Origin of the sequence: Polaromonas hydrogenivorans (genome assembly GCF_040105105.1) — a bacterium.
In the GTDB taxonomy this organism is placed as follows: Bacteria; Pseudomonadota; Gammaproteobacteria; order Burkholderiales; family Burkholderiaceae_C; genus Polaromonas; species Polaromonas hydrogenivorans.
On the sequence record NZ_CP157676.1, the window covers coordinates 262,727 to 285,637 of the forward strand.

Annotated in this window: 23 protein-coding genes and 1 pseudogene; 1 reads left to right on the plus strand and 23 read right to left on the minus strand. The window is 59.6% G+C overall.

Annotation, left to right across the window (positions count from 1 at the left end; genetic code table 11):
- Positions 1-153: 153 nt before the first annotated feature.
- The 6 genes from ABLV49_RS22135 to ABLV49_RS22160 form a co-directional block, all read right to left on the minus strand.
- The gene (locus tag ABLV49_RS22135) at positions 154-1,395 is read right to left on the minus strand and encodes an ISAzo13 family transposase (protein WP_349281983.1); all 1,242 of its coding nucleotides are present in this window, start codon (positions 1,393-1,395) and stop codon (positions 154-156) included.
- A 53-nt stretch (positions 1,396-1,448) separates the two neighbouring features.
- Positions 1,449-2,255 (minus strand): VTT domain-containing protein, encoded by an 807-nt coding sequence (locus ABLV49_RS22140; RefSeq protein ID WP_349281985.1) that lies wholly within the window; start codon positions 2,253-2,255, stop codon positions 1,449-1,451.
- 172 nt (positions 2,256-2,427) lie between these two features.
- Positions 2,428-3,306, minus strand: a complete 879-nt coding sequence (locus ABLV49_RS22145) for a pirin family protein (RefSeq protein ID WP_349281987.1) — start codon at positions 3,304-3,306, stop codon at positions 2,428-2,430.
- A gap of 27 nt (positions 3,307-3,333) precedes the next feature.
- Positions 3,334-4,287 (minus strand): glutathione S-transferase family protein, encoded by a 954-nt coding sequence (locus ABLV49_RS22150; protein ID WP_349281989.1) that lies wholly within the window; start codon positions 4,285-4,287, stop codon positions 3,334-3,336.
- A gap of 103 nt (positions 4,288-4,390) precedes the next feature.
- Complete coding sequence (locus ABLV49_RS22155; protein ID WP_349281991.1) at positions 4,391-4,801, minus strand: DoxX family protein; 411 nt, start codon at positions 4,799-4,801, stop codon at positions 4,391-4,393.
- Between the two features lie 37 nt (positions 4,802-4,838).
- Complete coding sequence (locus ABLV49_RS22160; RefSeq protein ID WP_349281993.1) at positions 4,839-5,438, minus strand: FMN-dependent NADH-azoreductase; 600 nt, start codon at positions 5,436-5,438, stop codon at positions 4,839-4,841.
- Positions 5,439-5,532: 94 nt separating this feature from the next.
- Here ABLV49_RS22160 and ABLV49_RS22165 point away from each other — a divergent pair, with 94 nt between their 5' ends.
- Complete coding sequence (locus ABLV49_RS22165; protein WP_349281995.1) at positions 5,533-6,459, plus strand: LysR family transcriptional regulator; 927 nt, start codon at positions 5,533-5,535, stop codon at positions 6,457-6,459.
- 153 nt (positions 6,460-6,612) lie between these two features.
- Here the strand turns inward: ABLV49_RS22165 and ABLV49_RS22170 are convergent, their stop codons facing one another.
- From ABLV49_RS22170 to ABLV49_RS22250, 17 genes and pseudogenes are all read right to left on the minus strand, one after another.
- Positions 6,613-7,572, minus strand: coding sequence for a Bug family tripartite tricarboxylate transporter substrate binding protein (locus ABLV49_RS22170; RefSeq protein ID WP_349281997.1), 960 nt, complete (start codon positions 7,570-7,572; stop codon positions 6,613-6,615).
- Positions 7,573-7,610: 38 nt separating this feature from the next.
- Complete coding sequence (locus tag ABLV49_RS22175; protein WP_349281999.1) at positions 7,611-9,200, minus strand: sulfatase-like hydrolase/transferase; 1,590 nt, start codon at positions 9,198-9,200, stop codon at positions 7,611-7,613.
- 284 nt (positions 9,201-9,484) lie between these two features.
- Positions 9,485-10,315: an intradiol ring-cleavage dioxygenase gene (locus ABLV49_RS22180; protein WP_349282001.1), complete on the minus strand. Its 831-nt coding sequence runs from the start codon at positions 10,313-10,315 to the stop codon at positions 9,485-9,487.
- Positions 10,316-10,340: 25 nt separating this feature from the next.
- On the minus strand, positions 10,341-10,664 hold the full coding sequence (locus ABLV49_RS22185; RefSeq protein WP_349282003.1) for a Dabb family protein: 324 nt from the start codon (positions 10,662-10,664) through the stop codon (positions 10,341-10,343).
- Positions 10,665-10,819: 155 nt separating this feature from the next.
- The gene (locus ABLV49_RS22190) at positions 10,820-11,707 is read right to left on the minus strand and encodes a SphA family protein (protein WP_349282005.1); all 888 of its coding nucleotides are present in this window, start codon (positions 11,705-11,707) and stop codon (positions 10,820-10,822) included.
- Between the two features lie 62 nt (positions 11,708-11,769).
- Complete coding sequence (locus tag ABLV49_RS22195; RefSeq protein ID WP_349282007.1) at positions 11,770-12,891, minus strand: branched-chain amino acid ABC transporter permease; 1,122 nt, start codon at positions 12,889-12,891, stop codon at positions 11,770-11,772.
- A 13-nt stretch (positions 12,892-12,904) separates the two neighbouring features.
- The gene (locus tag ABLV49_RS22200; protein ID WP_349282009.1) at positions 12,905-13,759 is read right to left on the minus strand and encodes a branched-chain amino acid ABC transporter permease; all 855 of its coding nucleotides are present in this window, start codon (positions 13,757-13,759) and stop codon (positions 12,905-12,907) included.
- Positions 13,760-13,762: 3 nt separating this feature from the next.
- The gene (locus ABLV49_RS22205) at positions 13,763-14,464 is read right to left on the minus strand and encodes an ABC transporter ATP-binding protein (protein WP_349282011.1); all 702 of its coding nucleotides are present in this window, start codon (positions 14,462-14,464) and stop codon (positions 13,763-13,765) included.
- 1 nt (position 14,465) lies between these two features.
- Entirely contained in the window at positions 14,466-15,185 is a 720-nt protein-coding gene (locus ABLV49_RS22210; protein ID WP_349282013.1) for an ABC transporter ATP-binding protein, read from the minus strand.
- A gap of 20 nt (positions 15,186-15,205) precedes the next feature.
- Positions 15,206-16,459: an ABC transporter substrate-binding protein gene (locus ABLV49_RS22215; RefSeq protein WP_349282015.1), complete on the minus strand. Its 1,254-nt coding sequence runs from the start codon at positions 16,457-16,459 to the stop codon at positions 15,206-15,208.
- Positions 16,460-16,496: 37 nt separating this feature from the next.
- On the minus strand, positions 16,497-17,558 hold the full coding sequence (locus tag ABLV49_RS22220; protein WP_349282017.1) for a maleylacetate reductase: 1,062 nt from the start codon (positions 17,556-17,558) through the stop codon (positions 16,497-16,499).
- A 2-nt stretch (positions 17,559-17,560) separates the two neighbouring features.
- Positions 17,561-18,547 (minus strand): tripartite tricarboxylate transporter substrate binding protein, encoded by a 987-nt coding sequence (locus ABLV49_RS22225; RefSeq protein WP_349282018.1) that lies wholly within the window; start codon positions 18,545-18,547, stop codon positions 17,561-17,563.
- Between the two features lie 14 nt (positions 18,548-18,561).
- Positions 18,562-20,070 (minus strand): aldehyde dehydrogenase family protein, encoded by a 1,509-nt coding sequence (locus ABLV49_RS22230; protein ID WP_349282020.1) that lies wholly within the window; start codon positions 20,068-20,070, stop codon positions 18,562-18,564.
- 53 nt (positions 20,071-20,123) lie between these two features.
- Entirely contained in the window at positions 20,124-21,131 is a 1,008-nt protein-coding gene (locus tag ABLV49_RS22235; protein WP_349282022.1) for a hydroxyquinol 1,2-dioxygenase, read from the minus strand.
- 47 nt (positions 21,132-21,178) lie between these two features.
- Positions 21,179-21,685, minus strand: a complete 507-nt coding sequence (locus tag ABLV49_RS22240; RefSeq protein ID WP_349282024.1) for a hydroxyquinol 1,2-dioxygenase — start codon at positions 21,683-21,685, stop codon at positions 21,179-21,181.
- Between the two features lie 140 nt (positions 21,686-21,825).
- Positions 21,826-22,770, minus strand: coding sequence for a LysR family transcriptional regulator (locus tag ABLV49_RS22245; RefSeq protein WP_349282025.1), 945 nt, complete (start codon positions 22,768-22,770; stop codon positions 21,826-21,828).
- A gap of 47 nt (positions 22,771-22,817) precedes the next feature.
- Positions 22,818-22,910 (minus strand): annotated as a pseudogene (locus tag ABLV49_RS22250) (recombinase family protein); the annotation flags it as partial.
- Position 22,911: the final 1 nt, after the last annotated feature.

Consider the following 22,911-nt stretch of genomic DNA (forward strand, 5'->3'; position numbering starts at 1 on the left):
TCCAACGGGAGTCCGGCCTGAATCCACCCCTCAATGCCGCCATTGAGCACGTGGGCCTTGCGGCCACGCTTGTGCAGTGATTGGGCCGCCTTGACCGCCGAGGCATCGTTCGGGCAGGCACAGTAAGGAATCGAGCAAAAATAACTTGGACAATTACATTTGGACGTGCTGATCGTGCGGCCGCAATCGGTAGTTCCATTCACCGTGAAATTCATCGCGTTCAATCACCAGTGCGGCGAGTTCTTCATCGGAGACTTTTATGCCCGCTGCGTAAGTGTTTTCATCAAGCGCAGCCTTGATATGCAGTCCCTGGAGGGTGGTCGTGCTTGCAATCAAGTTCACCACCACCTCCCGACTGATCAGCGGGCGACCTCGCCAATTGGCGGTGATGTGGCAGAACATGCGGTGTTCAATCTTGTTCCATTTGCTGGTGCCTGGCGGGAAGTGACAGACTTGAATCGACAGTTGCTGCTCGTCGGCTAACCTTTGCAGCTCTTTGCGCCACAGGCGTACCCGGTAACCATTGCTGCCACCGCAATCGGCGGTGATGAGCAAGCGACGCGCTTTGGGGTACACGGCTTGCCCCATCTCAAGCCACCAGCGTCTGATGCTCTGCACGGCAAACTCGGCGGTATCGTGATCAATGCCCACGTTCACCCAGCCGTTGTTGTGTGTCACGTCATAGACACCATAAGGCGCGACCTTGCCCAACTCAGAGTCAATGAAGTCATAAACCCTGACTTCCTCTGGAGTGCCTGCAGGCTGCCATTCCCGGCCGGCATTTTTGAAGTCACCGATCAGCTCTTTCTTCTTGGTATCAACCGAAATGACCGGATCTCCCACCGCCTGGTAGGCGGCCACCGTTTTGGCGATGTGCGAGAACTGCGCGTCCCGATCCTCATGCTTGCCGCCTTCTCGCGTCTTGCGTGTCGATTGCAGGCTGAAGTGCATCTGGCCGAGCAAATCGCAGATCGTTCGCTGACTCACCTGATGGCCCTTTTCCTTGAGTTCGGCAGCCAGACGGTGCGTGCTCTTGCAGGTCCAGCGCAGGGGTGACATCGGGTCGCCGCGCGAGGTGGGCTCGACCAGGGCGTCAAGGTCGCCGAGCAAGCTGGCATCCTTGTCTGCCAGCTTCTTGCGCCCCCCGCCGGTGGCCCGAACGCGTGGGCGACTACGCGCTTTACTCATCGGCGACAGCACTGGCGCAGCCGCTTTGAGTTCCGATAGCCCTGCGTGTATTGTTGTTCTCGACATGCCAATGGCCTTGGCAACCGTGCTGACCCCGCCGCGCCCAAGGCTGCGCGCTTCCGCCGCTGCCCACACACGCAAGGCAGCCTCGTCCAGTCGACTCGACAGCGCTTGATATTTGGCTTCTATTGTGCTCATGTCGCTCATGATCCAACAATAGTAAAAATACTGGATTTGTTCAAGTTATTTCTACTCGATTCCTAAGTGACGACTTGCGCATCGGCAGGCCAATCCATGAGGCAGTCACCGTCCAGCATGGCGAGTTCAACGTGCCGAGCGCCCGCTATCCCCTCCCCCAAGGGAAGGCCCGCCCCTGCGGCACGGACATCCAAAACGACCACTTGCGCACCGTCGCGCATCAGTTGCGCCAGCTCAGCAGGCTGTATTTGTGGCAGCTTGGCCTTCAGGCGTGACAGACTCAGACGCCGATAAACCCGCAACGCGATGTAGAGACTGAACAAGATTCCGACCACTGCAAGAGCAGCGTTGCCCAGTTCACCCAGAACCGTCAGCAGACTTTGGATCTGACTGTGAAACACGATGCCCAAGGCAATACCGCTGCCCGCCCACAAGGCCGATCCTGCCAGATTGAAAATCACGAAGGTCCGGGTACTCATGCCCAGCGCACCAGCCATGGGGGGGGGGGCGAGTGTGGAGAGTCCCGGCACGAACTTCGAAATCACCAGGGTAGCCACGCCGCTGCGGGCGAAACTCAACTCACTTTGTCGAACACAGGAATCGGGGGAAATCGAAATTTTGCACAGCAGCGACAGAACCCGCTGGCCGTGACGACGGCCAGCCCAGAACCAGATCAAATCCGCCAGCATGGACGCCACCGCTGCGACCGCCAAGGCCAGCACGGCAAAAATGCTGTTGTTAACGCCATCCATGCCAGCCATCAGCAGGAACGGGAAAGCCGGTATGGGCGCGCCCACCTGCTCAATGAAAACGCCCAGAAACACGGCCAGCAGCCCATACTGGGCAAACAAGTCAACGAAATGATTCACGGTCTGGCTCAAAAAATGAGCAGCCTGCGTCTTTGGCAGTGCTGCTCAGGTGGGTAGAGGATCTTCAGGATAGCCGTAATCAACTCGATGACTCCGCGCAGATCAGCAGTGCTTGCGGATATTCACGGTTGATCAGACACATCAGCCGCTGGACTTCCCCCTTGCTGCGCGATCAGGCAAATTCGCCCAGGCGGCCGTCGCGAAAGTCGCTCAAGGCCTGGTAGATTTCCTGCTGGGAGTTCATGACGAAGGGGCCGTACTGCGCGATGGGTTCCTTGAGCGGCTGGCCGGAAATCAGCAATACCCTGGCGTCGGCGCCGGCCTCGATCAACACGCCATCGGCTTCGGTCTCATTGGCAAGGATGGCCATTCGTTGCGCCGGAACGGCTTTCCCTGAAACAGTGACCTCACCCCTGTACACATAGATAAAGGCGTTGTGCGTGGCAGGAATCGCCTGCTCAAACTGCGCCCCTGCTGGCAAGTGCAGATCAAGGTAAAGCGGCTGGGTGATGTCCCGGCTCACCGCCCCTTTCACGCCATGGCTTTGGCCGGCAATCACCGTCACCGCGACGCCTTGTGGGGTCACCAGCTTGGGGAGCTGCGCATCCTGGAAGTCGCGGTACCACGGATCATTCATCTTCTCGCTGCTGTGCAGGTTGAGCCAGAGCTGAAAACCCTCCATCACGCCTTCTTCCTGCTGCGGGATTTCAGAGTGGATGACGCCTTTGCCTGCGGTCATCCACTGAACACCCCCGTTCTCAAGCAAGCCCTCATGTCCGGCGCTGTCGCGGTGCAGCATGCGCCCGGCAATCATGTAGGTCACCGTCTCAAAGCCACGGTGCGGGTGGTCAGGAAAGCCGGCAATGTAGTCATCGGGCTGGTCGCTGCCAAAGGCGTCGAGCATCAGGAAAGGGTCCAGCCGATGCTGAAGGTTTTGCGTCAGCACCCGGGTGAGCTTGACGCCCGCGCCATCGGAAGTGGCCTGGCCAGCGACCAGGCGCTCCACGGTGCGGGACTGCTTGACGGTGGGGTTGGCTATCGTTGCGTTCATGGGAATGCCTTTCTGTATGAAACCGGTTCAAGCGTGCGCAGCAGCGAGCTGCTGCACGATGCTTGGTCCTTGGGGCACGATGCCCGAGGGATTGATGTGCCGGTGCGAGTGGTAGTAATGAAAGCGGATGTGATCCAGATCGACGGTCGCGGCAACCCCTGGCAACTGGTAGATGCCGGCCATGTAGCGCAGCATGGCCGGGTACTGGGCAATCAAGCGGCGGTTGCACTTGAAATGCGTGTGGTACACGGCATCAAACCGGATCAGCGTGGTGAACAGGCGCACATCCGCCTCGGTCAGAACGTCACCGCACAAGTAGGCCTGCCTGGACAGGATGCCTTCCACCCGGTCCAGCGCCGCGAACAGTTCACCAACGGCGCGGTCGTAAGCGGCCTGGCTTTGGGCAAAGCCGCTGCGGTACACGCCGTTGTTGATGCTGGGATAAACCCAGGCATTGGTGTCGTCGATGGCGGCTCGCAAGGCTTGCGGATACAGGTCCAGTGCAGGCTGGGCGGCCATCTCCTGAAACTCGGCGTTCAGCATCCGGATGATCTCTGCGGACTCATTGTTGACGATGGTGCCGAGCTTCTTGTCCCACAGGACGGGCACGGTGATGATGCCGGTGTAGCCGGGCGATGCCTGCCGATAGAGATGCTGCAAATGGCTGTGTCCGCCGACGCGGTCACCCGTTGCACCGGGGAAAGCCGTGTCAAAGGACCAGCCGCTGTCGGTCAGGAAGGGATGCACCACATCGACGCTGATGGCTTTCTCCAGTCCCTTGAGTGCCCGCACGATCAGCGTGCGGTGTGCCCAGGGGCAGGCCAGCGAGACAATCAGGTGGTAGCGCCCGGATTCGGCGGCGTGGAGCGCCTTGGGGTCCTTGGAGACACGGCCATGGAAGTTCGTGGGATGGCGCACAAAGGCGCCGTCGCCGCCGATTTCCTGGGTCCAGGTGTTGCCGGTGGCTTTGGTCGAGTCCATGTTGTTCATTCCTGGGTTGGGATGTGGGTCAGTCCGTGCAATGGTGAACCGTGACCTGGATATTGCACGGATTGCCTGATGAGGCAGTCAGAACCGTGCGGGATCACGCGCGGCGGGCGTCCAGGCTCCAGCTGCCTGCGCCACTCGCCACCAGTGCCAGCAAACCGCCTGCCACGGCGATGTTCTTGAAGAACAGCAATTGCGTGACGAACGCCTGATCAGCGGGAACAGCCCAGAAGGCATGGAAGAAAAAACTGGCCACCAAGGTGAAGACCGCCAGCACCAGCGCAGCAAAGCGCGTGCCGAATCCGGCAAGCAGCGCCAGGCTGCCCACGATTTCCACGATCAGGGCCAGTGCGGCCCCGACAGCAGGAAGCGGCAAGCCTACTGAAGAGATGTAGCCGACGGTGCCGGCAAAGCCCGTGAGCTTGCCGATGCCTGCGGGCAGGAACAGGGCCACAAAGAGCAGGCGGGACGCCAGATTGAAGCTGTTTAGAAGGGACGTCTTAGTCATGATCAATTTCCTGAAAAATGCAATGAATGGACGGTGATCAGGCCAGCGCCGCATCGAGATCGGCATCGGCTTGCGCAAAAGCCTTTTCGGCAGCTTCCGCCCCCATGGCCAGGCCTTCTGCATAGATGAAGTTCACATCGCTCAGGCCCAGAAAGCCCAGCACGCTCTTGAGATAAGGCACTTGCGAGTCATTGGCGGTGTCGCGGTAGAGGCCGCCGCGGGCCAGCGCCACGTACACCTTCTTGCCCTTGAGCAGGCCTTCGGGGCCGGTCTCGGTGTAGCGGAAGGTCACGCCGGCTCGCGCAATCGCGTCGATCCAACTCTTGAGCTGCACGGGCACGCCAAAGTTGTACATCGGCACGCCCAGCACAATGGTGTCGTGGGCCTGGATCTCGGCAATCAGCGCATCGTCCAGCGCCACGCGGGCGCACTGCGCGGCCGTGCGCTGGTCGGCGGAGGTGAACAGCGCGCCCAGGGCAGCCTCGTCGAGCACGGGATGCGGCGTGACGGCCAAGTCACGCAGCGTGAGCCGGCCGCCGGGATGGGCGGCTTGCAGGCGGGCCACGATGGTGTTGGCCACGCGGGTGGAGTTGGCGCCTTCACGGCGGGCGCTGGCGTTGATTTGCAAAATGTTCATTGGGGTGCCTCGGATTGATTGGTTGCGATGTATGTACTGTATTCCTCACAAATCACCCTGAAAAGTCCTTCAAATGGATATGATTGTTCCTTCAATGGAACAATCAAACGCCGGTATTGACCCGAACGATCTGCTCATCTTTGCCTGTGTGGCCGAGCTGGGGAGCTTCAGCCGTGCGGCTGAAAAAATGGGACTGCCCAAATCCACCGTCTCGCGGCGCCTAGCCGGGCTGGAGCAGCGCCTGGGCGAGCGTCTGTTGCTGCGCACCACGCGGCGCCAGACGATGACCGAATTCGGCCTTCAATTGCTGGAACACGCCCGCCAGGTGGCCCTGGAAGTCGATGCGGTGGCCGCCTTGAGCGAGCGCCGCCAGGCGGCGCCCAGCGGGCGACTGCGTGTTTCCATGCCCAGCGACATTGCCAACTTGCTGCTGGCGGACTCGATTGCGGCGTTTGTGGCCATGCACCCGGGCATTGCGCTGGAACTTGACTTGTCGCCCCGTCGGGTCGATTTGCTCGGCGAAGGCTTTGATCTGGCAGTTCGCATGGGTCCCCTGCCCGATGACAGCCTGCTTGCGGCGCGGCGGTTGACAGATCTCTCCACCGGCCTGTACGCATCGGCCAGCTACCTTGCAGAGTTCGGCCAACCGCAGTCGCCTCAAGACTTGCTTCAACACCACGCGGTGCGGCTCCTGGGAGGTAATGGCGAGCCTGGAGTCTGGGTCCTGCGCCATGGCGATGCGCAGTGGGAAGGCGCTCCACCAGGACGCGTCACCGCGAACTCGCCGGAGTTGCTGATCCGCCTGGCACGCGCTGGGGCGGGCATTGCGGCCGTCCCAGACTACTTTGCTTTGCCTGACGTGCGCCAGGGCGTCCTGCGCCGCGTGCTGGCGGGGTGGTGTCTGCCCAGCCAGACGGCGTCAGCCGTGTTTCCGGGGCGCAAACTCATGCCAGCCAAAACGCGCGCGTTCATCGACATGCTCGACTCCGCGTTGGGTGGCGTGTCAGAATTACAGGCTTGAGCACCATTTTTGGGTAAGCGCTGCACGAACTACGGCCTTTTATTCGTAAGCTGATTCGATGATGCTACGTGTCCATCTACAACGAATCCTGGTGGCGAATTCGAGGCTGCAGGTGCATCCATCCCATTGGCCTAGTTTGAGTGCAGAAAATAATCAATCCAGTTGGAGCGCGATATCGGCCGCGACTTTGCCCCACTTCTGATGATCCATGCGCAAACGCTGCATCGATTCAACAGGGGTGTTGCCCAGCGGCTCCATGTCGACCGCCAGCAGCTTGGCGCGCACCTCGGGTTGCTGCAGAACCTTCGTGACGGCTTTGCTCAAACGATCAATCACGGCTGGCGGCGTGGATTTGGGCGCGGCCAGGATTTCGAAGAAGGAGGCGTCAAAGTCCTTCACGCCGAGTTGCGCCAGGGTCGCAACATCCGGCGAGCCGGGTGAGCGGCGCGCGCCAGACACGCCCAGTGCCACCAGCTTGCCGCCGCGAACCTGAGGGCCCACCCCTGGCGCAGCCAGGAAGCCGCAGGGCACTTGGCCGGCCATCACGTCCTGCATGGCAGGTGCGGGACCCCGGTAGGGGATGTGGTCCATCTTCATGCCAGTCGCGGCCAGCAGCATTTCCATGGCCATGTGCCCGGGCACGCCCGGACCGCCAGAGGCATAGTTCATGGGCTGAGTCTTGGACTTGGCCATCAGATCGGCCAGGGTCTTGATCTGCGCGCCCGGGTGGCAGACGAGCATCTGGTTGAAGCTGATCAGGTGCGAGACGGGCTTGAGATCTTCCAGAGGATTGAAGCCCATCTTCTTGTAGAGGTGCGGGTTGATCGTCACCATGGTGTCAGGGCCGATCAGGAAGGTGTGCTGGTCGCTGGCGCGCGCCACTTCGGCGGCACCAATATTGCCGCCTGCGCCGGGGCGGTTCTCCACCACGACCGGCTGGCCCAGCTCCTTCTGGAGCTCAGGCTGGATCATGCGCGCGACGATGTCGCCAGGGGCGCCGGGCGGAAATGACACGAGCAGGCGCACTGGCTTTTCCGGCCAGGTCTGCGCAAGGACGCTGGTGCTGAGGACCAGCATGCCCAGCAGGGCTGTCAAGAGGCGGTTGAGTTTCACGGTTTGTCTCCTATGTAGTTTGACTTTTAAAAAATGAATTACCAGACACCGATGTCGATGCCGGCCTTGAGCTCACGGGTGTTCCAGGTCTGTATCCCCTCCGGCGTGATGCCGATGGTGCGGCGACGGCAGAACAGCCAGTCCAGCAGGCGCCGCTGCATCTGCTCGCGCACGCCTGCATGGTCAGGCGACGCGCCCAGGTCCTGAAACTCCTGGGGATCGTTGACGAGGTCGAACAGCATGGGCCGCAGGCCGTCGATGTGCACATACTTCCATTCATTCGTGCGAACCATGGTCATGTTGCAGCGGTCCACCGGCGCGCCTATCGGCAAACGCACGCTGTCGCGGAATGCGAAGGTGTTCTCGCAGACAGCCATGTCTTTTTGCCACTCGCCCTGGCGGTCGTGCAGGAGGGATTCGAGCGATTCACCTTCAAGCCACTCGCGCGGCGGCATATGGCCCAATGACGAGAGGAAAGTGGGCGCAAGGTCAATGGACTCCACGATGGCGTCGCAGGCTTGGCCCCGCGTGCCATCGGCTTGCGGACGCGGATCCACGATGATCATGGGCACCTTCACGATCACATCGTGAAACAACTCCTTCTCGCCCATCCAGTGGTCGCCAAGATAGTCTCCGTGGTCGCTGGTGAACACGATGAGCGTGTCTTGGTCGCGCCCTGTCTCACGAAGGAATTCCATGAGCTGGCAGATCTGGTCGTCGATCTGCGTGATCAAGCCCATGTAGGTGGGGATGACTGTTTCGCGAACTTCATCTCGGCTGAACGTGGTGCTCGGGGTGTTGTTCATGAAGCCCCGGTAGACCGGATGAGGGTCAGCCTTTTCTCCTTGCGTCTTCTGCGCCGGCTGGACGTCCTCGGGGCCGTACATCGCATGGTAAGGGGCCGGCGCCACGTAGGGCCAATGGGGCTTGATATAGGACAGGTGCAGCACCCAGGGCTGCTCGCCCTGCTCGGTGATGAAGTCCATGGCCCGGCGCGTCATGTAGGGTGTCTCGCTGTGCTCTTGTGCTACGCGCGCAGACTCTGCGGCCCATCGCATTTGCCAGCCGGAGTGCAGCTTGCCGTCCTCGCCCATAGAGGAATTCGCGAAGTCATGCCAGGGGTTGTCCCCGCTGTAGCCCTGGCTGCGCAGGTAGTCACAATAGCGGTTGTCCTCTACCTTGAAGCCGGGCGGCCAGATGCCGTCGTCCCGCTCATACGGCTCGAAGCCGCCATGCATGACCAGCCGACCTGGGTCGGTGTCGGGGTTGATGCCCAGTCGGACCGCGCCCTCCGTGTCGGCTTCCACATGGGTCTTGCCCACCACAGCGCAGCGCACGCCGTGCGGCTGCAGGTGGTCGCCTAGCGTCTTTTGCGCCACGGACAAGGGCACAAAATTCCACGCCGACCCATGGCTGGTCACATAGCGACCGGTGTAGGTTGACATGCGGGACGCGCCGCAGACCGGCCCCTGGACAAAAGCATTGGTAAAGCGCACGCCCCGGGCGGCCAGTGCGTCAATGTGGGGCGTGCGAATGTGCGGGTGCCCGGCACACGCGAGGTAGTCCCACCGCAGTTGGTCGGCCATGATGAACAGCACGTTACGCAGTGGTTTGGTTTGTTGGCTCATAGGGATTTCTTGAGGTTCAGGTTCAGAAAAATTCTTTGGCTGCTCAAGCAGCCGTTTCAAAGTCGATCTGACCCCGGGCACTTCGCATAGGGCCGACAAGCGCCTTGATGGCCACAGGGGGGAATTACAGGCTTGAGCACCATTTTTGGCGCTTTACAGAACCCGTAAATGGATGAACCGTCTGCACCGAAATTGGCAATAAACCGGATAGGCAAGCCTCAAACTTCTAACAAGTGACTAACTGGTTCTATACGCCAGAAACCGAGATGCGACACCCCTTGCCTTCAACGCGTCGGGTTCAGCACAAAGTCAAACTCCAGCAAGGTCGCGCCATCGGGCAGAAGTTTCCAGTCGGCGATCAGGGATTCGCGCACGCCGAACACAGGATCGGCTTGCATATAGACACACTCTTTGCGAAACACATGGGTGATGAGCGTTTCATAGCCTTCTGCCTTGAGCATGAAGTGCAGATGCGCAGGCCGCCATGGAGAGCGGCGTGTCGCCTGCAACAGGGCGCCCACGGGGCCGTCGGTAGGAATCGGATAGGCCTCGGAGACGATGGTCTTGAAGTCAAAACTGCCATCGGCACGGGAGTACAAAACGCCCCGAGCCTGCGCATGGGGCAAATCTTCCTTTTGCACGTCGTAATGACCTTCATCGTCGGCCTGCCAGACTTCGATGGTGGCCCGGGCAATCGCCTCGCCGCCCAGGCCCCGCACTGTGCCGCGCACCAGGCAAGGCTGGCCGCTTGCGCCGTTGGCGACATCATCGCCATTCTCGTAATGTGGCGCGTCAGGCACATAAAAGGGTCCGAATACCGTGGCCTCAGTACATCCTGGCGGCTTGTCGTTGTTCATCGCGACGGTCAGCATCGACAGGCCCAACACATCGCTGAGCAAGATGAACTCCTGCCTGGTCGCAGTGCATTTTTGTCCCGCAGCCGTCAGGTACTCGATGCCTTGAAACCATTCGGCTTCGGTCAACCGCACGTCACGCGCAAAGGCATGCAGATGCTTCACGAGCGCAACCATGATCTCCTTGAGGCGCGGCTCTGGCGTATCTGCGAAGCGCTCTTGCACTGCCTGGGTCAGGCTGTCGAGGTTTTGCGGGGACATACTGTGCTTTCTTGAAATGGCTGGCTCAGGCTGCGATGCTGAAATCAGCTTGCCCGCGCGCAGCGCGCATGGGACCCACCAAAGACTTTATCTTCAGATGGGCGGGATGGGCCTGGTAGGCGTCCAGATCTGCCCTGGAGGCAAACACCATGTAAAGCGCAACGTCCCAGGCATCGGGTGCCTCGATAAAGTTCGCACCAACTTCCATGCGCAAAAGGCCGGGCACTTCGTGACGCGCCGCTTCAAAGGCATGCACGACTTCTTGTGCTTGCGCGGCACGCAGCACGGGCGTTTCTCCATTAAGGCGCCAAGTCACAATGTGCGCAATCGTGGTCTGGGTATTGCTCATGGGAATCGATCCAAATGTTCGGGAGTCCATCACAGGCGGATTAATCCGGCTTTCATGAAATTTTCATGTTCAGCGCTGCCTTCCACCGGAAACAGCCGAGCAGCTGATCACTTCAGGAAGCCAGATCAAAAATCACCCGTGATGAGCTGCAGATTTCAAAGCGGGAATACGGCCTTAATCCACAGCGCATTGCCTTGCGCGCCGTTCTTGACGTTGCGCTCGGCCTGCCATTTGGCAGTGACAAACCAGCCCTTGCCGCTGTCGTACTTCACGGAGGGGCCGATCGCCATGCCGCTGGTCTTGCTGTTGGCCAGCTCGACACCGGCTTGCTTGTCCAGTCCCGTCTGCTGCTTGTAATAACCCCCCACGCCAGCGGTCCAGCCGTTGCCTAAGCCCCAGCCGGCGTCGTAGTCAAAGTGGAACTCATTCCCGGAGCGGTAGTCGGTATCCTTGTTTCGCTGATTGAAGATGTAGCCCAATTTGATGTCGCCATTGAATCCCTGCGGGTCTACATAACTCAACGCATAAACCGGCTCGATGGCCGCGTAATTCCGGCCAATGTTGGCCAGATCCCCATTGGTGTAGCGGCCGGTTGGCAGATAAGCATCCAGCGCGACGACGCTATGCAGGTTGGCGCTGTGGTGGTAACCCAGTCCCAGACCGACCGTCATGTCGCCCACGCCCGTCTTGCTCTGGCTGTTGCCCGCCGCGCTGACCTTCAGATCCACCAGCGGCACGATCAAATTGGTCAGCAAATCGCCGCCCAGAACCTTGGCGCCCGTCACCCACACCAGGCGCGGTGCGACCACATTGGCGCGAACTTTGAAGCCTGGCACGTTCAGGTTGTTGCCGCTGCTGTCATTGACGCGGTTGGCGTTGTAGATGTTGCCAAACACCATGCCGTACACGCCCGGAGGCGGCAAGGCGCCAGCCATGTAGTTTTCGACGCCGTGCGGGTAAATGGACCCGCCGCCCTCGGTGGCCTGTGCAGCACCCAGCGCTGCCAGCAACACAGCGCCGGCCATCATTGTTTTGTTGAACATTCATGTCCCCTTCTTATGGTTGTTGAAAATAGAAAAAATCCTGCTCGGCGCGCCGAGCCAGTTCACTGCGCATAGCGCGATGATGGGTTGGGGCCGTCCTGGAACGGATCGCCTGAATTCACAGTGGCACTGGGCATGCCGTCAATGGAAGGCCCTGCGGGCTGCACAGGCGTCAGACCCGTGGCCAGCGTGGTGTTCAGCACCAGACGGCGCGCTGTCGGGAACAGCGTCCAGCCCCAGCGCTGCTGGGCATAGCCCCACAGGCCCTGCTTGAAGTAGATGGTCATCACAATCGCCAGCAAGCCCAGACCAATCAGGTACCAGGTGCCGTAGTCGCTGAAGAACTTGTTGAGCGCCCAGAACACCAGCGCCCCGACCAGCGGTCCTTCGATGCGTCCAATGCCGCCAATCACCACCATGAAGATGGCGAAGGCTGTCCAGTTAACGCTAAAGGCGGCGTCGGGACTGATGCGCAAGTTCCCGACGAAGTAAAGCCCGCCGGCCAGGCCCGCGCCAAAGGCAGCCACGGCATAGACCGCCAGCTTCATGCGCCCCACGGCAACACCCTGGGAACGGGCCGCCACTTCGTTGTCGCGAATCGCCAGCAGGGCTAGTCCCTGCTTGCTTCGCAGGAAAAAGTAAACCAGACCAATTGACGCCACCACGCAGGCCAAAGCCATCCAGTAGGTGACGGATTCGCGCGTAGCTTTCTCGATCCCGCGCAGCGCAGTCAAGCTGGTGCCAGAGCCGCCGCCCACGGCCGGAATGTTGGCAATCGTGAGGCGGAACACCTCGGCGATGACCCAGGTGCCAATCGCAAAATACCCACCTTGCAAGCGAAACGCGATGCGAGACACCGGGATCGCAATGAGGCCCGCTGCCAAAGCGCCCAACAGGACCGCGACGAAAGGGTTGATGCCCAGAAAATTGCCCAGCACCAGCATCGCATAGCCACCCAGGCCAAAAAATGCCTGTTGGCCAATCGACACCATGCCGCCATAGCCAGCCATGAGGTTCCACATCATGGCAAAGATGAAATAGCAGGCGATTTCGACGAATTCACGCATCCAGCTCGATTCGCCCCACCAGGGCAAGCTGACGGCCAGCCCCACCAATGCCAGACCCACGGCCAGGAGCGCCTGGCCACCTTGAATGCTGCGAACAACCTTGTACGACGGGTTCATGGAATTCACTTTCTCAACCACGGGTTTTGGGAAACAGGCCCTGCGGACGCAGCACCAGCACAGCTAGGAACATCAAATGCCCGCCCCAGATGCCCCAGCCAGGGTCGAAGCGAAAGCCCACCTGCTGTGTCACGCCCAGCAGCAGCGCACCGGCCAGCGTTCCCCAGAAGCTGCCCATGCCGCCGATGATCACGGCCTCGAAAGCGAACAGCAGCAGCAAAGGGCCGTCCGATGGCGCCACTGTGGTGCGCATGCCTTGAAGCGCACCAGCCAATGCCACCAGTACAAAGGCAAGCGCCGTGGCCATGGCATAGACCTTGCGCGCATTGAGTCCCATGAGCTCGGCAATTTCGCGGTCATCCGAGACAGCGCGAAACGACCGTCCCAAGGCGGTGTGGTTGAAGAGCCATTGCAGTCCTGCCGTGGTGGCAATGGCCAGCGCCAGGATGATCATGGGCAAGACACCGACGGACAAGTCTGGCGTTATCGACCAGCCCAGGGCATTGAGCCCGTTCGTCTCAATCGAGCGCGGGTCGGCCGAGAACAGTTCGAGCAAGAGGTTCTGCGTGACGATGGACAAACCAAAGGTGACGACCAGTGACGGCAGCGGGTCTTTTCCCAAGGTGCCATTGAGCACATAGCGCTGCAGCGCGTAGCCTACGATCCAGGCCAGCGGCAGTGTCACCAGCATGGCCATGACTGGCGACAAGCCCGCGCCCACCAGCGCGAGCGTGGAAAACGAGCCCAGGATGATGAAATCGCCATGCGCGGTGTTCGTCAGCCGCATGACACCAAACATGAGCGACAGCCCGAGCGCGAACAAGCCATACAGACCTCCCAGCAGGAGGCCTTGCAACAAGGTTTCCATGATTCAAACTCCGAAATAGGCGTGGCTGATCTGCTCTTTGCTCAGATCGGTTGAAAGGCCTTGCAGCGATACCTGGCCCTCCTGAAAGCAATACAGGCGCTGCGACACTTGCCGTGCCACCGAGACATCCTGCTCGACGATCACCACGGCCATGCCTTCGGCGGTGATCGATGGCATCGCGTTGTAGATCTCCCGGATCACGATGGGCGCCAGGCCGAGCGACAACTCGTCGCACAGCAGCACCTCAGGATTGCTCATGAGCGCGCGGCCAATGGCCACCATCTGCTGCTGGCCACCGGAAAGCGAGGTGCCCGGCAAGTGGCGTTTCTCGTTCAGGATGGGAAACAGCCGGTACAGGCGATCGAGGCTCCAGGGCCCCTGGCGCTGCGCGTTGGCACCCATCAACAGGTTTTCTTCCACCGACAGGGAGGCAAACAAGCGCCGGCCCTCGGGCACCATGGCCAGACCCTGGCGAACGATTTTCCCGGGCGGCATGCCACCGATGGGCTGGCCTTTCCAGGTGATGGCCTCGGCCTTTGCCTTGACCAGCCCGGTCAGGCACTTCAGGAAGGTGGACTTGCCGGCGCCATTGGCGCCGATGATGGCGACCAGCTCCCCGGCGTTGAGTTCGAAATCAATGCCAAACAGGGCCTGGGCATCGCCGTAATAGGCTTTTAGGTGATGAGTTTGAAGCAGTGCGGCCATGTCAGACTTCCATTCCCATGTACACCCGCTGCACTTCGGGATCGTTCATCACATCGTGGGGTTTGCCTTCGGCCAGCTTTTGCCCGAAGTTGATGACAAACAGGCGGTCGGCCACCGACAGCAGCGCATGCACCACATGCTCGATCCAGATCATCGTGACGCCGCTGGCCTTGATGCGCTGCAGTTCCTCCACCAGTTCGTGGGCTTCATGCTCGGTCAGTCCGCCGGCGATTTCGTCCAGCAGCAGCAGTTGCGGGCCGGTGGCCAGGGCGCGTGCGAGTTCGAGCCGCTTGCGGTTGAGCAGCGTGAGGGAACCTGCGGGCTTGTTGGCTTGCGGCATCAGGCCGGTTTGATCCAGCACCTGCACAGCCGTGTCCCAGGCAGCGCGCTCGGTCTGGCCGCCGCCAAAGCAGGCGGCCGTGACCAGGTTTTCGAACACGCTCATGTTGCCAAAGGGCTGCGGCACCTGGTAGCTGCGGCCCATGCCACGCCGGCAGCGCAGGTGGGGCGGGAGTGCCGTCACGTCTTCGCCGTTATATTCCACGCGGCCGGCGTTGACGCTCGCGTCACCCGAAATCAGGTTGAACAGCGTCGTTTTTCCCGCCCCGTTGGGGCCCAGAATACCCAGCGTTTCGCCCTTTTGCACCGACAGCGAGATGCTGTCGGTGACCTTGAGCGCCCCGTAGGATTTGCTGACCGAGTGCAGCGCGAGCAGTGGCATGACAGCTTTTCCTTTGACGCTCAAAGCAGCCTGAGCGTGCCGCCCAAGGGAATCCTGGGCGCAGACACGTTGTTGACGATGGTCAGCTCGTACTTGTACTTTTTGCCCTTGCCCCACTGGCCCAGCACCAGCGGCGTCTTGCTGACGTTCTTGAACGGTCCCTTGCCGCCCCACGCCACATCACCCACCACGGTGCCGAGCTTGGCTGAGGCCACGGCGTCACGCACATCGCCCGGCTTGAGCGACTTGCTGCGCTTGAGCGCATCGCAAGCCACCTCGAACAGTGCATGGGTAAAGCCGATAGGCTGCGTCCATTGTTTCTTGGTGGTGGTTTCATAGGCTTCGGACAGGTCCTTGGCGCTTTGCCGGGTGATGCTGGACGTGAAGGGGTGCGATGGGCTCCACCAGACTTCCGTGCTCAGTCCATCGCCCAGATCACCCAGCGCCTCGATGGCGCCCGGGAAGAGAAGCGCCTTGCCCAGGGTGATGACCTTGGGCTTGAAACCTTGCTGCCTGGCCTGCGTCAGGAAGGTCTTGGCATCAGGCGGGATCACCACGCCGGTGACGATTTCAACGCCGTCTTTCTTGAATGCAGCAATCTGCGCACTGAAATCCTGCGTGCCGTTCTGAAAGCGCCCGGTATCGGTCAGGCTGAAGCCCATGCCGGACAAAGGCTTGGGAAAGCCGAGCTCCTTGTCGCCCCAGGCGTTGCCGTCGCCGTCGTTGGGAAACAAGGCGCCCACTTTTTTATTGGTGGCCACCGCCATCCAGCCGTTGGTGAAGCTGGTGATCACGTCCTCCAGCCCCCAGAACATGTGATAAGTCCAGTTAAAGCCCGTTGCGGGATGTCCCTTGCGGCCAAAGAACCAGGGCTGCCACGGCACCACGCTGGAAATACAGGGCACCTCGTTGAGTTCACAGGCATCGCTGACGGGGTTGGCCGTTTCGGGAGTGCCGGCGGTGAGTATCAGGGCGACTTTGTCCTTCAGGATCAGGTCGTTGGCGACATCGCCCGCACGGTTGGGATTGGACTGGCTGTCCTTGAGCACGATTTGCACGACGTGTTTTTTGCCACCAATGACAATGCCATCCTTGAAGGCAGTCTTCATCTGCTCGATCACCCATTTGTCGGCCTCGCCAAAGGGTGCCAGCGGGCCTGTCTGGGGCGACACATAACCGATCTTGACCGTGTCGGCGGCCCATGCCAGAGGCGTGGCGCCGGCGGCTGCGGCGATGGCCAGGCCTTGGGTGAAGTTTCTGCGGGTAATGCTCATGGTTGTCTCCTGTTGTTGTGGTGAAAGGCAGTGAAGGTCAAGCTTGCGGCGGCGCGCCATCAAAAGCGTTCTGCAGCAATTGCCGCAGGGCGGACCGCTCCAGCGGGCGCGGGTTGGGGTACTGGTTTTGCAGGGCGATGTCGCAGGCCTTGTCCAGGTCTTGCTCGCGCATGCCGATGTCCTTGAGCGCCACCGGCGCGCCGTTGTGCAAGGCCAGTTCATAAATGCCTTGAGGCGCAGAATCGACCTGCAGAGCCCGTGCAATACGTACCATGGCCTGTGGCGCAGCCTTGGCGTTGTAGGCCAGGGCATGCGACAAGACGATGGTGTGGGTCTCGGCATGCGGTAAATTGAAGCTGCCGCCCAGGGTGTGGCAGAGCTTGTGATGCAGCGCCATTCCCACATGACCGAGCACGGTGCCGCACAGCCAGGCGCCGTACAGGGCATCGCTGCGAGCAGCCATCTGGTCCGATTGCTGGCGGATTTGAGGCAAGGCCCGGCTGATGGCCGCGATACCCTCTTCGGCCATCAGGCTCATGATGGGATTGCCGTCCACGGCATACAGCCCCTCGGCGGCATGGGCAATGGCGTTGATGCCGCTGGTCACGCTCAAGCCGACCGGCAGGCTTTGGCTCAACTCCGGGTCGTAGATCACCGTACGCGGTAAAACGCGCAGGTCGCGGCCTGTTTTCTTGATGCCTGCTTCGGTGATGCCGAAAATCGGCGTCATCTCGGATCCGGCATAGGTGGTGGGAATGGCCAGAATCGGCAGGCCCGACTCCATGGCGATGGCCTTGCCAAGCCCAATGGTGGAGCCACCCCCGATGGCGACGGCACAATCGGCGCCCAGTTGCCTGGCCACGGCCCGCGCTTCACGGGCGGTTTCGATCGGCACATGCATGACAGCGCGGTCGAATATGCCCACGGCATGCGAACCGAGCAGATCAGCGATCTTCTGGGCCGAGGCACGCTGCTCTGGCGTGGACAACACCAAGGCTTTTTTGGCCCCCATGGCATTGATTTCTTCGGACAGTTGCGCCAGCGCGCCGTTGCCAAAGATGACTCTGGAGGGCTGCGCGGTATATATAAAGGGTTTCATGCTCACTCCAGGCTTAAACCGCGGTCACGAATCAGGCGTGCCCACTTTTCTTGTTCAGTTTTTAGTGCCACACCGAACTGCTCAGGAGTGCTTCCGATGGCGGTGAGCCCTTGTTCTTTGAGACGAGCCACAAATTCAGGTTCGTTCATAATCTTTCGGATTTCAATCTGCAAACGATCCACGATCGGGCGTGGTGTGCCGGCAGGCGCCAGCATGCCAACCCATGAATTGACCTCCAAACCCTTGACTCCGGATTCCGCCACCGTTGGCACGTTCGCATACGCTGGCACGCGCTGAGCACCTGTCTGGGCCAAGGCTTTAAGCTTTCCAGCCTTGACATAAGGCTGGGCCAGCACTGCCGACAAGAACATCATTTCAACCTGCCCGCCGATGAGATCCTGCTGTGCCGGTCCGCCACCCCGGTACGGAATATGGGTGATGAAGGTGCCGGTGACACTTTTGAAAAGCTCTGCTGTCAGGTGATTACTGGAACCCGAACCCACGCTGGCATAGTTGAAGCTGCCTGGTTTGGCTTTTAGCAGGCTAACGAAGGAGCGCAAATCCTGCGCAGGTACTTTGGAGTTGACGACCAGAATTAGCGGATTGCTGACAATCTGGGTTACAGGTACCAAATCCCGATTCACGTCAAAGCCCAGCTTGGGATAGACCAGCGGGTAGGTGGCATAGCTGTCAAATACCATGAGTAGCGTATGCCCATCGGGTGTAGCTCGCGCCACTTCGAGGGCACCGACCGAGCCACCTGCCCCGCTGCGGTTGTCAATCACCAAGGGTTGACCCAAGGCTGCTTGCAGACGAGTCTGTAGCTGGCGGGTCACGGTATCGACAATGCCACCAGGAGGAAACGGCACCACGACGCGCACCGGTTTGGTTGGCCATGCAAGATTTGGCAAAGATGCTGGTTGTGCATGCAGCGTGCCAAGCACACCGCAGCCCATCACAAGCGTGGCGATCCATTGAATTGGGCGCATGGTGTAATTTCCAATTACCGCAGGTAATGGGGCGCGAGTTGTGCGTCCACATTGACCCAGATACTTTTGACCTGGGTGTATTCGCGCATCGCATCAAAGCCCATTTCACGGCCGTAGCCTGAAGCACCCACGCCACCGAACGGAGAGCCAGGGTTCACCCGCTTGTAGCAGTTGATCCAGACCATGCCGTTCCTCATATCGCGGGCAAATTTGTGCGCACGCTGCAAGTTATTGGTCCACAGGCCTCCCCCGAGGCCGTACTCGGTGCTGTTGGCGATCTGCAGGGCTTCTGCGTCGTCCTTGAAAGTGATGACGGTGACAAAGGGACCGAAGACCTCTTCTTGCGCCACGCGGTCCTTCCAGGAAGCAGCGCGCACGATGGTCGGCTCGACATAGCAACCCCTTGCAAGATCGCCACCGGGTGCATTGCCACCCGACAGGATTTCCCCGCCTTGACTTCGTGCCACGTCGACATAACTGAGCACGCGGTCACGGTGCTGCAGGCTGGTCAGCGGACCCATTTCGGTGTTGGGGTCCAGTGGATTGCCCAGACGAATGCTGCGCGCCAGAGGAATGAACTTCTCCAGGAACGCATCAGCAATTTTTTCGTGCAGCACCAGGCGCGATCCGGCAATGCAGGCCTGGCCCTGGTTGTGAAAGATGGCCCAGGCAGCGCCGTTGACGGCAGCTATCAGGTTCGCATCCTCGAAAACGATGTTGGCGCCTTTTCCACCCAGTTCCAGCTGTACCTTCTTCAGGTTGCCCGCGCTCGCCTCCACGATGCGGCGACCCGTTGCCGTACTGCCGGTGAAGGCCACCTTGGCAATCTCCGGATGCTCGGCAATGTATTGGCCCGCCACCGCTCCCAGGCCCGGAATGATGTTGACCACGCCATCGGGTATCCCGGCTTCGGCCATCAGCTCGGCAATTTTGAGCGATGACAGGGGGGTGATTTCAGCGGGCTTGAGTACCACGCAGTTTCCTGCGGCCAGGGCCGGAGCCATCTTCCAGCTTGTGAACATCAGCGGGAAATTCCAGGGCACCACCTGCCCGACCACACCGACCGGCTCACGCAGCGTGTAGTTCAGAAAACCGGCTTCAACCGGAATCTGCTCGCCATGGAACTTGTCGGCCATACCGCCGAAATAGCGGTAGGTCACGGCTGTACGCGGCACGTCCAGCATCCGTGAGTCGCGAAGAGGGTGGCCTGTATCGAGCGACTCCAGACGCGCCAGCTCTTCTGCGTTGTCTTCAATCAAATCCGCCAGCTTAAGCAAAATCCGGCCACGATCCATTGCCGCCATGCGGCTCCAGGACGGAAAGGCTTTGTGCGCTGCAGCTACAGCCTTGTCCACATCGGCGCGGCCCGCCATGGCAACTTGAGTAATGACCGAGTTGTCGTGCGGATTGAGGGTAGCCAGCGTCTCGCCAGATTCGGCATCAACAAACTGCCCATTGATGAACAACTGGTGGCGAACGGGCGTGCGCAAGCCTGCGGCGGCCGCAATGTCTTTGAGACTCATGAAAACTCCAGCCCCGCCACAGCGGGGAGTTGGTTATGGGTGGTTAGGGCGTATCAGAACGAGACCGGGACTTCCGGTGCTTCGCCGTTCTGGATTTCATAGACCAGCTTGGGCGAACCGTTTTCCCACACCAGTAGCATGGAACGCTTCGGGCTGTAGCCCTGATGGCGGCAGTACGCGGGCATGGCGGCCATGTCACCGGCCTTCATGATCACGCGCGCCAGAGGCTTTCCGGTGTTCTTGTCGGCACAATCCCAGGCGATCTCGTCGCTCATCTGGAAGAACCACTCGACGCGATCGTTCGAGTGCATGATGGGCAGAATATGCTCTTCGGTCGTGGGGCACATGTAGCTGTGCTTGACCACACTGGTGAACGAGGGGTTCCAGGTGACCTGTGAGCGGCTCAGGAAACCAAACAGGTTGAAGGCATGCACTTCGTTTTCAAAACCAGGCTCTGGATGCAATTCTGGCTGGTCCTGAGGTACATCGGCAAAACCGCGGTTCACTGGTGCACCTCGCTCATCGCTTCGTAAATTCAGGTCACCCTTAAGACCTACGCAACGAGAAGCCAATTCACGAGCACGGGTAATGGCTGGGGTGTTGTTGCCATTCTTACGTCCGTAGGGCGTGCCCGTTTCTTGTGGTGCAGCAAAGGGGTCAAAACAGGCGTTGGTCCAATCATTCAGAATTTGCTCGAAAGTGGCGCGAATCTGTTCGGTTGGAAAGTTTTCCAACAGGTCAACCCCGGCCGCCTTCATGGTGCCGTTGAAGGCACCAGCCTGCATATCTACCGAACTGTAATGGTTGACGGTACCGAAGACATCGTCAAAGTTCACGCCACCATAAAAGAAGCCCCAACCGACATCGCGCATCAGCGCGCGCAGAAAGCTACCAATATCCATGGTGTGCGACAGGGGGCGACCGTCTCTGGTTTTCCAGGCGATGTGGGCAAAATATTCGTCGCGGCGAAAGCCAAACGAGCCCAGTTGAAAATCCTTGTAGCCCAGGGTGGCATCGGGCTGAGAAGCAATGACTTTGGCAAGTTCTGTAGGTGCGTTCATGGTGTCAATCTTTCAGAAGTGATGGACAAATGCGATTTCGTGGGAATTCAGGTGGTTTGGCAAATATCGGCCCACTTTTCCACCGATAAATCGCCCTTGCAGGTCTGCAGGACCAGCACGCCTGGCTCCGTGGCGCGAAACTGGTAGGCGGTGTTCTTGGGCAGCATGCCCTGGTGGCCACGCCTGAGCTTCATCCACCCCATCTTCTGGCCCCTGGGTTCGCCTTGCACCAGCACGGCACCATCTTTTTCTGGGTCCTGCACGGTCTGTGCAGCGTCGAGTTTGATGAGATGGACCTCGACATCGGTGTCCATGTTCAATGCAAATTCGTCATGCGCGCAGGTGAACCAGGGAGAAACGCCTTCGCTGCGCAGTGCTTCGAGCACGTAAATCTGGTTTTGACCGAACACCACCTTTTGATAAGGGGCGGATTTGTTCGCAATTTCAAAGCAATTTGAAAATGCGTAATGCTTGACATCATCATCGATGGCCTCCACACGGCCTTTTTCATAGCTCTTGAGGGAACCGAATTTCGTTTCGTATTGCACAGTCATTTTTTGCCTCCAAAAATCCAGCGTTTGCTGGGGATGAAGCGAACTTTAAACAATAAGAAGCGTCATCGGTAGTGAGCAGAAGCGTGCTCTATTGTTCTTTTTTCACGAACAATCTTCAGGGTTTACCCCTAAACCAGGAGTCAAGCCTCAACCAATCGAGAAGGCAAGATACCCCGCTCGATCAGGGCTGCATCCCAGGGCGGAATGCGTGAGAACTTTGACGAAATATGTTCTATGAACAAGCGCAACTTGAAGGCATTGCGCGAGGTGGCCGCATAGACAGCGCTGAGCCAGAACGAGGACAAGAGATGTTCCGCAAGAACAATCCGCAGATCGCCTTTCAAAATGGCGTCTTCCGCTACCAAGGTGGGCAGGCACACGATGCCAGCGTGATCCAGTGCATATTCACGCAGTAGATGCACGCTGTTGGTCAGCAAGGATGCTTTCAGATAGAGCGTGACCTCTTCACTGTCATGATGAAAAGTCCATTGATCCCGGGTCGGGTAGCCTGAATACAACCCCAGCTTATGGTTGTGCAGGTCTCGTGGGACCTTGGGAGTGCCGTGTCCCTGGAGGTACTGCGGTGTGGCGCAAAAGACGCGGCGTACAGAAAACAAGTGGCGTGCGATGAGTTCAGTCGTCGCCGGAGGGAAAATTTGCAAGGCACAGTCCACCCCTGCCTTGATGGGGTCGATGACGGCATCACTGACTATCAGGTCCAAGCGGATATCCGGATAAGCGCTGCGAAAGCTGTGAAGCACGCCAAAGTTTCCCAGTACCAAACCGGGCAAGGCATGGATCCTGAGCGTTCCTGAAAGCGAATGACTGACATCGCGCATTTGATCCACAATGTCATTGGCACGTCCCACCAGTTCCGTGCAATCGAGCAAATAGGCTTGACCGACTTCGCTGAGACGCACCATGCGCGTGCTACGGTGAAACAGTGGCGCGCCCACATACTCTTCCAATTGCTTGATCCGGGTAGTGATTACCGAGCGAGAAACACGCAACTGCCGGGCGGCTTCTGCAAAGCTTTGCGTTTGTGCAACCCGTACAAAGGCTTCGATATTTTGTAGTCGATCCATCTGACCTTGTTCTTGTTTTATGCAGTGCTCAGCCCGAGGTTACGAACTGTGTCGATGGCGTTGGTCAGGCTTTTGAACTGTACGCTTTGCTTGTCCAGCTGAATAACCAAGTTTATCAATTCCTTGACGCTGCGGACAAGT